This window comes from Blautia ammoniilytica (genome assembly GCF_025566965.1).
GTDB classification, from domain to species: Bacteria; Bacillota; Clostridia; order Lachnospirales; family Lachnospiraceae; genus Blautia_A; species Blautia_A ammoniilytica.
Map to the genome: position 1 here is coordinate 1 of NZ_JAOQJL010000033.1, position 11763 is coordinate 11763.

The following is an 11763-nucleotide window of genomic DNA, read 5'->3' on the forward strand; positions in this document are numbered from 1 at the left end:
TAAAGTTTGATGTCTCAAGACAACCAACTAGCTTAGTTATCTCTCGTCATTACTGTTTTAAAGTTCATTCACTCAAACAATGAAGTTCGGTTTTTAAAAACCGAACCGCACTCTCACTAAACTCAGCTTCGCTTCGTCAAGTGATCGTAGTGTGTTAAAGAATTTTCGAGAATCGTATGTGTTTCACTGTTTAGTTATCAATGTTCATTGTCATCTGTCTTGCGACAGCTTATCTAATTTATCACATCTGTTTTCGTTTGTCAAGAACTTTTTAAGTTATTTTAAAACTTTTTAAGTAGTTTCAAAACTGTTTAAGATAATGATATCTGTCATTCTGTTTCAACGACTTGGTTACTTTATCACAAGTTCAGTCATTTGTCAACATCAATTTTAATTTTCTGAAAACTTACTAATTTTTCAGTTGTTCAGAAACACTTCCTTGTGACAGCTTGTTTACTTTACCACACCCAAAAGCATTCGTCAAGCACTTTTTTTAAAAAGTTTTTAAGTTTTTTCAGATAAGTCTTTACACCAGTTTTATTTACGTTTTCAAAATTCTTTAAATTATAGAATCCGCTCAGAATTGCAACCAATCATTGACATATTGTCCAATATCTCTTAATATAGGAATATAGAATTATCAGTTATATACAACACCGCTTATATAAGTCCATAATAGGTTGGACGTTTCTACCAACTACCGTAATAGTTGTCTATAAGCATCTATACTGTTAGGAGGTAAACGTATATGCTCAATAACATATTTGCATTAAAAGGCACTTTTTGTTACAGCAAGGACTCACAGAATCTGATCATCCGTGAAAATGCATATCTTATCTGCAACAATGGTATCTCTGAAGGCATTTATGAGGAACTTCCAGCCTGTTTTCAGGGAATCCAGGTGATCGATCATACCAACAAACTGATCATTCCAGGGCTTATAGATCTGCATCTTCATGCCCCTCAGTATACATTCAGAGGAACAGGTATGGATCTGGAACTGCTTGATTGGCTGAATACCTCTGCCTTTCCAGAGGAGGCCAGATATGCAGAATCTGATTATGCCCAAAAAGCATATCAGATTTTTACCGAAGATCTGAAACAAAGTCCAACCACCAGAGCCTGCATTTTTGCAACTCTTCACACAGATGCCACTATGATTCTTATGGATCTGCTGGAAGACACCGGACTCAAGACAATGGTTGGGAAAGTAAATATGGATCGGAATGCCCCATCATATCTCATGGAGCAGAACGCCAGCACTTCTGCTGCTGCCACCAGGCAATGGATAGATGCAGTCTCTGGCCGGCATTATCAGAATACCTTTCCTATCCTCACTCCCCGCTTTATTCCTTCCTGCAGCGATGAACTGCTGATTCTTTTATCTGAGATCCAGCAGGAATTTCATCTGCCTGTCCAGTCCCATCTTTCTGAGAATCCCGGAGAGATACACTGGGTTAAAGAGTTGTGTCCGGACAGTCTTTTTTATGGAGATGCATATGATCATTTCAACCTTTTTGGAAGAGATCATTGTCCTACTGTGATGGCTCACTGTGTATATTCCACAGAAGAAGAAATTGCCCTTATGAAAAAGCAGGGTGTTTATATAGCTCACTGTCCTCAGTCCAATACCAATCTTTCCTCTGGTATTGCACCTGCAGCCCGATATCTGCGGGAAGGGCTTCATGTTGGTCTTGGAACAGATATTGCCGGAGGATTTTCTCTTTCCATGCTGCGCGCCATCGCAGATGCTATCCAGGTATCCAAGCTTCGCTGGCGCCTTGTAGATCCTTCACTTAAGGCTTTAACACTTCCTGAAGCTTTTTACATGGCTACAATAGGCGGCGGTTCATTTTTTGGAAAAACAGGCAGTTTTGAAAAAGGCTACGAACTTGATGCAGTGGTGCTGGATGATTCCAGTCTTCCATCTCCTCGTTCTTTGCCACCTCTGACCCGCCTTGAAAGACTGATTTCTCTTTCCGATAGCAGCAATATCATTCAAAAATTCGTGTGCGGAAATTCTATTTTTTCCAACACTGAAGATAGATAATACAAGGCACCAAAGTGCCAAATGAAGGGGGTAACTCTATGAACCTAGAAAAACTTTTTCACCTGAAGGAACACCACACCGATGTTAAGACTGAGATCATGGCCGGCATCACTACTTTCATGACCATGGCTTACATCCTGGCAGTCAACCCGAATATCCTTTCCGCATCAGGAATGGATCGTGGTGCTGTGTTTACAGCTACTGCTCTGTCTTCCTTTATCGCCACATGTCTGATGGCACTGCTGTCCAATTATCCATTTGTGCTTGCACCTGGAATGGGACTGAATGCATACTTTGCCTACACAGTTGTATTAGGTATGGGCTACAGCTGGCAACAGGCTCTTGCAGCAGTATTTGTGGAAGGTATCATTTTCATCCTGCTTTCCCTTACCAATGTGCGTGAAGCGATCTTTAATTCCATTCCTATGAACCTGAAACATGCAGTATCTGTAGGAATTGGCCTTTTCATCGCATTTATTGGTATGCAGAATGCAAAAATCGTTGTAAACAATGACTCCACACTTGTAAGTATGTTCTCCTTTAAAAGTGCAGCTCAGAACGGAACCTTCAACACAGAGGGTATCACAGTTCTTCTTGCTCTGATCGGTGTGCTGATCACAGGTGTTTTTCTTGTAAAGAATGTAAAAGGCGGTATCCTTTGGGGTATCCTGATCACATGGGCACTTGGTATTGTCTGTCAGTTCACAGGCCTTTATGTACCAAATGTTGAAGCTGGTTTCTTCAGCCTGCTTCCGGATTTCTCCAATGGAATTTCCATTCCAAGCATGGCACCGACTTTCATGAAAATGGATTTTACCGTTGTATTTTCACTTGATTTTGTAGTTATCATGTTTGCTTTCCTGTTTGTAGATATGTTCGATACTCTGGGAACCCTGATCGGTGTTGCATCCAAAGCAGATATGCTGGACAAAGACGGAAAGCTTCCTCAGATCAAAGGTGCTCTTCTGTCTGATGCAGTAGGTACAACAGTAGGTGCAATGTGCGGTACTTCCACAGTAACAACATTCGTAGAAAGTGCTTCCGGCGTTGCCGAAGGCGGCCGTACAGGTCTTACTTCTATTGTGGCTGCAATCCTATTTGGTCTGTCCCTGCTTCTTTCCCCGATCTTCCTGGCAATTCCATCCTTTGCCACAGCTCCGGCTTTGATCGTGGTTGGATTCTTAATGTTAACATCCGTTACCAAGATTGATTTCAACGATATGACAGAAGCGATCCCGGCATTTATCGCTATCATCGCAATGCCATTCCTGTACAGTATCTCCGAGGGTATCTCCCTTGGCGTTATCTCCTACGTAGTGATCAATCTTGTAACAGGCAAAGCAAAAGAAAAGAAGATCAGTATACTTATGTATGTTCTGGCGATTCTGTTTGTTTTGAAATACATTTTCCTGTAAGCAAAACGGAACCTGTTACATCTGAATAAGTAATTTCAAGTCGAGCAGCTGCGTTACTCACCACCTGAAAGAGGTGGGAGTCTTCTCGACTGAGATAAAACCCCTGTGATACAGGCAGGAAACTAATTAGTCACTGCCTGATATCCCAGGGGTTTACTTATGTTTGCTTATACTTGCTTATGTTTTACTTATGTGCAACTGTTCAATACGCTTATATTTACATTTACGCTTTCTCTTTCTGCGGCAGCTGTGCAAGAATAATGGCTGCAAACATGATCACACAGCCAGCAATCTCTCTTGCGCTTAACTGCTGTCCCAGAATCACCCAGCCTGCCAGAACAGAGATGCAGGACTCCAGACTCAAGATCAAAGATGCTACGGTTGGATTCATATTTTTTTGTCCAATGATCTGCAGAGTATAAGCCACTCCGCAAGACATTACACCAGCATACAGGATGGGCTGCCAGGCCGTAAGAACTGCAGACATCTCCGGCTTTTCAAAAATCAGTGCCGGGATCCCGGACAGGATCCCACACACCAGAAATTGGATACAGGACAGCTTTACCCCATCCACTTTCGGTGAATAGTAATCGATCACCAGAATATGGAATGAAAAAAGTACAGCACAGATCAGAACCAGAATATCTCCTTTTCCAATGGAAAATCCGTCTGTAATACACAAAAGATAAAGTCCTGCAACGGACATAGCTACTGCCAGCCAGATAAACGGAGAACACTTCTTTTTCAGAAAAAGCCCTAAAATAGGCACCAGTACAATATAACATGCCGTAATAAATCCCGCCTTACCAACAGTGGTATATTTAATACCAAACTGTTGGAAATTACTTGCCAGGCACATAAGAATTCCACAGGCCAGGCCTCCCCAAAGCAGATCCTTCCTGCTACCGGATCCCTGTGCCTCTTCCGCTTTCTTGCTGCTGTTTCTGCCCATAAACCAGATCACAGGAAGGAGTACTGCAGACCCGATCAACGATCTGGCCATATTAAAGGTAAAGCCTCCTACATAATCCATTCCTACACTCTGGGCCACAAACGCAACGCCCCAAATGGTTGCGGTTAAAAGCAGGAGAAGGGAATTCTTTAAGGGTATCTGTTGTTTTTTCATAATAATTTTCCTCGTATTTTCAGCAGATCAAACTAGCATATATTACCGGTCCACACTTAGCGTTCCATCATACTGATGGATTCAATGCCTACACTTCCTCCTCGAACCACTTCAATATGTCCGAACTCTTCTTTGATCAACTTAACAACAGCGTCATTCTTCGTAGCTGTCTGCACAAATTCCAGAAGCAGGCTGTCTTTGCCATAGTCGATCACTCGTGCTTTAAAGGTCTCTGCAATCTGAAAAAGTTCCACCTTATCTTCCGGGCTACAGCCAAATACCTTTACATAAAGAATCTCTTTCATACGTACAAACATATTTGTGAAATCAATCACCTTGATCACTTCTACCATACGGTTCAGCTGCTTTTTGATCTGTTCAAAGGTTTCGTCATCACAAAATGTACCAATGGTCATACGTGACACTGTATTATCCTCTGTTGTTCCTACTGTCAGGCTGTCCAGATTATAGCTTTTCCCTGAAAAAAGTCCTGAAATCTTTGCCAGAACACCTACCTGGTTCTCCACATACAGGGAAATCCATCTTTTCTTTAATCCTTTATCCAATGTACTGTTCCTCCCTTTCCTTAACAATCCAGGATCATATCTTCCAGTGTACCGCCTGGCTTGATCATAGGATAAACCATCTCTTCAGGGTCAATGATGAACTCGATCAGTGTAGGTCCTTTTGTATTTTTTCTTGCCTCTTCAAAAGCTGCCGGAACATCCTCTCTATTCATAACACGAATACCTTTTGCTCCATAGCTTTCTGCAAGCTTTACAAAATCCGGAGTATACGCAGGCATCTCCTGTCCTTCGCTCCTTCTGTACAATGCACCATATTTCAAATTGGTCATGCTGTATCGCTTGCCATAGAAAAGCTTCTGCCACTGGCGGACCATTCCAAGATATTCATTATTAAATACACAGATGATGACAGGCAGTTCTTCCAGGACTGCTGTGGCAAATTCCTGAATATTCATCTGCATTCCTCCATCACCTGAGATAACAATCACAGGCTTATCCGGGTTACCGATCTGTGCTCCGATCCCACCTGGAAAACCATATCCCATAGTTCCCAGTCCGCCGGACATGATCAGCTGCTTCTTCTCTGTGATCTCCACATATTGGGAAGTCAGCATCTGATGCTGCCCCACATCTGTAACAATGATTGCTGTATCAAACTGGCGATTGATTTCGCCGAACACATCCAAAGGTCCAAGGGGTGCTCCCTGACGCATAGTCAATGGATGCTCTTCCTTCCAGTCCTGGATCTCATTCAGCCATTTCTTGGTGGTACAGTTTTCCACATATTCATTCATCTTTTCAAGTGCTTCTTTGGCATCTGCAACAATAGGAATATCTACATGAATATTCCTGGAAATGGATGCTGTATCAATATCAATGTGGATGATCTGTGCATTGGGCGCAAATTCATGAAGCTTTCCTGTGATTCTATCATTAAATCTGGTTCCGATTGAAAACAGTACATCACAGTTGCTAACTGCCATATTGGCTGCATAAGAACCATGCATTCCCAGGTTGCCAATAAATAGCGGATGATCTGTAGGAATAGCACCGCGCCCCATAACTGTAGTAACCACCGGCACATTTGTCTTTTCCACCACCTGACGAAACAGCTGATTAGCTCGGGCAATATTCACTCCACCGCCAGCCAGGAACAATGGCCTTTTCGCTTTATTCAAAGTCTTGATAGCACGTTTCAGCTGACCGATATGCACATTGGTATTGGGCTTGTATCCGCGGATGTTCACACTCTTCGGATACTCTGCGCTACCAAGTTCAGCCATTACATCCTTGGGAAGATCGATCAGTACAGGGCCTGGCCTGCCTGTACTTGCAATATAAAATGCTTCTTTGATGATCCTTCCCAGATCTTCCCTTCTGCGCACAGTCACCCCATACTTGGTAATACTGCGTGTGATCCCTACAATATCAACTTCCTGGAAAGCGTCATTACCGATCAGATTACGTGCAACCTGACCGGTAAAGCATACCAGGGGCACACTGTCATAATTGGCAGTAGCAAGCCCTGTTACCAAATTGGTAGCTCCAGGGCCGCTTGTCACCAGGCATACGCCTACCTTTCCTGTGGTCCTTGCATAAGCATCTGCCGCATGCACCAGTGCCTGCTCATGACGTGGCAGGATAATGGTAATATCGTCCTGCTTGTACAATTCATCGCTTATATCAATGGTACAGGCACCAGGATACCCGAAAAGGTATTCCACGCCTTCTTCTTTCAAAGCTTTTACAAGCAGTTTATTCCCAGAAATCTGTTTCATGTATGTTCTTAGCCTCCTTATCCTGGATGTATTTTCTGACTACTATGAAAGTCAGATGCTCCCAGTTATTGATACTCCCACATCTGTCCGGGACTTTCATAGTAAAGAAACGCCCCGAGCTGTCATAAAGCTCAGGGCGAAAATCCTTCCGCATTACCACCTGAATTCAGAAGAAATATTTGACAGTTCAAGTCGAACGCATTATTTAAAATTATAATCTTCCATCTGTGTTCTTGTCAACCTGTGTTTTTGGAAAATGTAGCATGTGAACATCAGCCTGTATACAACTGATAGTATTTTCCTTTCTCAGCCATTAGTTCTTCATGGGAGCCTCTCTCAATCACACGCCCCTGTTCCAATACCATGATGCAGTCGCTATTCCGTACAGTAGACAAACGATGAGCAATCACAAAGGTGGTTCTGCCTTTCATCAGCTTATCCATACCATCCTGCACCAGTTTCTCAGTACGTGTATCAATGGAACTTGTGGCTTCATCCAGGATCAGCACCGGTGGATCTGCCACAGCAGCCCTGGCAATAGACAAAAGCTGCCTCTGTCCCTGGCTCAGATTCGCTCCGTTATTACGCAGCATGGTATCGTATCCGTCTGGCAGTCTGCGAATAAAACTGTCTGCATTGGCCAGTTTAGCAGCTGCAACAATCTCCTCGTCTGTAGCATCCAGCTTTCCATAACGGATATTTTCCTTCACTGTAGCAGTAAAAAGGTTAGTATCCTGTAGTACGATCCCCATGGACCGGCGCAAATCTGCTTTTTTGATCTTGTTGATATTGATACCGTCATATCGGATCTTTCCATCCTGAATATCATAGAAACGGTTCAAAAGATTGGTTATAGTAGTTTTTCCTGCTCCTGTAGATCCAACAAAAGCAATTTTCTGCCCTGGCTTTGCATACATTTTCACATCATGGAGCACGATCTTATCATCATTATAGCCAAAATCCACTCCATCCAGAACCATATCCCCTTTCAGTTCAACATAATCTGTTTTTCCGGTATCCTTATGAAAATGCTTCCATGCCCATCGTCCGGTTCTCGCATCAGTTTCCTTCAGTTCTCCATTCTCTTCCTTTACATTCACAAGAGTAACATATCCCTTATCTGTCTCCGGCTTCTCATCCAGAAGTTCAAAGATACGTTTTGCTCCTGCAAGAGCCATAACAATACTGTTAAACTGCTGGCTCACCTGATTGATAGGCATGCTGAAGCTTTTATTAAAAGTCAGGAAGCTGGCCAGTCCGCCCAGAGTAAACCCTCCGATGCCATTCAACGCCAGGCCTCCGCCTACAATGGCGCAGATCACATAACTTAGATTTCCTATCTGTGCACAGATAGGGCCCATTACATTGGCAAATTTATTAGCACTATTCGCACTGGCAAAAAGCTGGTCATTCAGTTCGTTAAATTTATCCAGGCTTTCTTCCTCATGGCAGAAAACCTTAACTACCTTCTGGCCTTCCATCATCTCTTCAATATAGCCGTTGATCACACCCAGGTTCTTCTGCTGATCAAGGAAATACTTTCCACTTAAAGATGCCACCTTTTTACTTGCTGTGAGCATAATAGCTACCATCACAAGGGTAACTAAAGTCAAAGGTACATTCAGGATCAGCATACTAACCAGAACACTTACAATGGTCACAGCACTGGAAAGAAGCTGGGGAATACTCTGGCTGATCATCTGACGCAGTGTATCAATATCATTGGTATAGATGGACATAATATCCCCATGTGCATGGGTGTCAAAATATTTAACTGGAAGCTTTTCCATACCTGCAAACATGTCATTTCTCAGATTCCGAAGAGTCCCCTGGCTTACATAGATCATGATCCGGTTGTACAAATAGGTACTGGCAACTCCAATGGCATAAAATCCGGCCACTTTAAGAATTGCCATGGCAAGAGGATGAAAATCCGGCTGGTCAGATTGCAGAAGAGGGAGTATGTACTGATCGATCAATGTCTTTGTAAACATAGTACCCTGTACATTTGCAAGCACACTGACAAATATGGCCACTACAACAATCCCTACATGGATCTTATAGCTTTTCAGGATGTAAGCCATCAGCGTTTTCAGCATTTTTCCTGGGTTCTCCACCTTTGGACCAACGCCCTTTCCTGGCCTTCCAGGTACTTTTCTGGTATTATTCATGCCTGCTCACCTCCTCTGTTTTCATCAAAATCACCACCAGCCTTGGTCTGGGAATGATATACTTCCTGATAAATAGGATTATTCTCCAGAAGTTCTTCGTGAGTTCCAAAGCCATTTATTCGTCCATCTTCCATTACAATGATACGGTCTGCACTCTGTATACTGGAAATACGCTGTGCAATGATCAGCTTGGTTGTATCCGGGATTTCTTCCGCAAAAGCCTTTCGGATCTTTGCATCTGTAGCCGTATCCACTGCACTTGTGGAATCATCCAGGATCAGGATCTTGGGCTTTTTAAGAAGTGCTCTGGCAATACACAGCCTCTGCTTCTGTCCACCGGATACATTGGTACCGCCCTGCTCAATATAAGTGTGATATCCATCTGGCATTCTCTGGATAAATTCATCTGCGCAGGCAAGCTGACAGGCCCTTTCACACTCTTCCTCTGTAGCCTCTTTATTTCCCCAGCGAAGATTTTCCAGTATTGTTCCGGAAAAAAGTACATTCTTCTGAAGTACAACCGCAACCTGGTTACGAAGCACTTCCATATCATAATTCCGCACATCGATCCCGCCCACTTTCACACTTCCTTCGCTTACATCATAAAGGCGGCTGATCAGATTCACCAGACTGGATTTGGCGCTTCCAGTACCTCCGATAATACCGATGGTTTCCCCTGCGTGAATGGACAGATTAATATCTTTCAATACGTTTTCTTTTCCTTCTTTCTTATAGCGGAAAGAAACATGGTCAAAGTCAATCCTTCCATCCGGAACTTCAACTACAGGTTGTGCCGGATTGGACAAATCTGCTTTCTCATTAATAACTTCTGTCACACGCTCTGCACTGGCCATACTCATAGTCACCATAACAAATACCATAGACAGCATCATCAGACTCATCAGGATATTCATACAATAAGTAAGAAGGCTCATCAGTTCGCCGGTGGTAAGACTGCTGCCAACGATCATTTTTGCCCCAAGCCAGCTGATACAAAGAATGCAGGCGTATACAGTAAACTGCATCAGCGGCATATTCATAACAACCAGCTTTTCTGCCCGTACAAACATTTCGTATACTTTATTGCAGGCCTTCTGAAATTTACTGGTTTCATAATCCTCACGCACATAAGCTTTTACCACGCGAATTCCGGATATATTCTCCTGTACGCTTGCATTCAAGTCATCATATTTCTTAAAAACCTCCTGAAAATACTTGGTAGCCCTTCGAAGGATCATAACCAATGCAAAACCAAGAAAAATAACTGCAATCAAATATACACTTGCAAGTCTGGCATTGATCAGGAAGGCCATAGTCATGGCACAGATCAGACTGGCTGGTGCCCGGGTACACATACGAAGAATCATCTGGTATGCATTCTGAAGGTTGGTCACATCTGTTGTCAAACGGGTGATCAGACCTGCTGTGCTGAATTTGTCAATATTTGAAAAAGAAAATGTCTGTATATTGGTGTACATGGCCTTTCGGAGATTTCTGGCAAATCCTGAAGATGCCAGAGCACCATATTTTCCGCCAAGAAAGCCTGCAATCAAACCTGCAATATCAAGTACCGCCATAACAGCACCCACGCGGTAAATGTAAGACATGTTGCCTTTTTCCACCCCGTTGTCGATCATCAGTGCCATGGCGACCGGTATCATGGTCTCTACCACAACCTCCAGTATCATAAAGACCGGAGTCAGGAACGAAGCCTTTTTAAACTCCTTTACCTGGCTCAATAATGTTTTTATCATGGAAATCCTCCTTTTCTATATTATTCTTTATCATATCCACAACCTGGAAAAACGTATCCAGCTTTTCCTGAGGAATATCTTTTTTCAGGGCAATCTGTAAAAGATCAAAATTATGCATGATCCCATGCTGATACTTCTCTGCTCTTGCAGTCAGCTCCAGTCTTTTCAATCTGGCATCCCCCGGATAAGGCTTTCTTACGATCAGATCCTTTTTCTCCATCAGCTGCAGGATCCCAGTAGCAGTTGATCTGGCAATCTGGAAATTTTCCTCCAGATCTTTTTGAAAAACCGGTTTCTCTGAATGCTCATATACATATCCTATGATCCATGCCTGCATACGGGTGATCCCCACTTCCTCATCCATTTTGGAGTGCCAGCAATTCACACGCCTGCCAATCATATTATCAAGAGTACGCACCTCATATCCAATATGTCTCTCTTTGTTCTTTAATTCCTTCTCCATGATTTCCTCCTTTCCGCAGTTATAATTGTTCGTATGCGAACTGTTCGTTTACGAACCAATTATATATAAGATCCTTATGCTTGTCAAGGATAAATCAAGCAAGTCTGTTTCCACGACTTCCTCATTACTCCTGACCTTTCTCTTTTTGTTCCTTGATTCCGTGAAATAAACATAGTATGATAATCAAAGCGAGGTAAACACACATGGATAAAAAGAAAAGAAAACACATATATTTTTCAGGCAGGGTGCAGGGTGTAGGATTTCGCTACATGGCCATGCATTTTGCCGAAGCTTACGGACTTACAGGCTGGGTTGACAATCTTTGGGACGGCAGGGTCGAGATGGAGGTACAAGGCGAAGAAAGCAGTATTTTCCATATGCTTACTTCCCTGGAAAGCGGCACGTTTATCCGCATTGATGACTGCCAAATTTCCAATATTCCCTCGGTTGAGGACGAATATTATTTTATAGTCAAATAA

At 42.9% G+C, this 11763-nt stretch carries 9 protein-coding genes and 1 riboswitch; of the genes, 3 read left to right on the forward strand and 6 right to left on the reverse strand.

Going from position 1 to position 11763, the window contains the following annotated elements:
* The first annotated feature begins 640 nt into the window (after positions 1 to 640).
* A riboswitch (purine riboswitch) is annotated at positions 641 to 736 on the forward strand.
* Positions 737 to 748: 12 nt separating this feature from the next.
* Entirely contained in the window at positions 749 to 2050 is a 1302-nt protein-coding gene (locus OCV61_RS14125; RefSeq protein WP_158422343.1) for an amidohydrolase family protein, read from the forward strand.
* Positions 2051 to 2088: 38 nt separating this feature from the next.
* The gene (locus tag OCV61_RS14130; RefSeq protein ID WP_158422344.1) at positions 2089 to 3465 is read left to right on the forward strand and encodes an NCS2 family permease; all 1377 of its coding nucleotides are present in this window, start codon (positions 2089 to 2091) and stop codon (positions 3463 to 3465) included.
* Positions 3466 to 3688: 223 nt separating this feature from the next.
* Here the strand turns inward: OCV61_RS14130 and OCV61_RS14135 are convergent, their stop codons facing one another.
* The 6 genes from OCV61_RS14135 to OCV61_RS14160 form a co-directional block, all read right to left on the reverse strand.
* Entirely contained in the window at positions 3689 to 4576 is an 888-nt protein-coding gene (locus OCV61_RS14135; protein WP_158422382.1) for a DMT family transporter, read from the reverse strand.
* Between the two features lie 71 nt (positions 4577 to 4647).
* On the reverse strand, positions 4648 to 5157 hold the full coding sequence (gene ilvN, locus OCV61_RS14140; RefSeq protein WP_158422345.1) for an acetolactate synthase small subunit: 510 nt from the start codon (positions 5155 to 5157) through the stop codon (positions 4648 to 4650).
* 20 nt (positions 5158 to 5177) lie between these two features.
* Positions 5178 to 6896: a biosynthetic-type acetolactate synthase large subunit gene (ilvB, locus tag OCV61_RS14145; RefSeq protein ID WP_158422346.1), complete on the reverse strand. Its 1719-nt coding sequence runs from the start codon at positions 6894 to 6896 to the stop codon at positions 5178 to 5180.
* 272 nt (positions 6897 to 7168) lie between these two features.
* Positions 7169 to 9067: an ABC transporter ATP-binding protein gene (locus OCV61_RS14150; protein ID WP_158422347.1), complete on the reverse strand. Its 1899-nt coding sequence runs from the start codon at positions 9065 to 9067 to the stop codon at positions 7169 to 7171.
* Positions 9064 to 10821: an ABC transporter ATP-binding protein gene (locus OCV61_RS14155; RefSeq protein ID WP_158422348.1), complete on the reverse strand. Its 1758-nt coding sequence runs from the start codon at positions 10819 to 10821 to the stop codon at positions 9064 to 9066. Before OCV61_RS14155 ends, OCV61_RS14150 begins: the two co-directional genes overlap by 4 nt.
* Positions 10784 to 11284, reverse strand: a complete 501-nt coding sequence (locus OCV61_RS14160; RefSeq protein ID WP_158422349.1) for a MarR family winged helix-turn-helix transcriptional regulator — start codon at positions 11282 to 11284, stop codon at positions 10784 to 10786. The genes OCV61_RS14155 and OCV61_RS14160 overlap by 38 nt, the downstream gene beginning before the upstream one ends.
* Before the next feature lie 203 nt (positions 11285 to 11487).
* Between OCV61_RS14160 and OCV61_RS14165 the strand changes: the two genes are divergently transcribed.
* Entirely contained in the window at positions 11488 to 11763 is a 276-nt protein-coding gene (locus OCV61_RS14165; protein ID WP_158422350.1) for an acylphosphatase, read from the forward strand.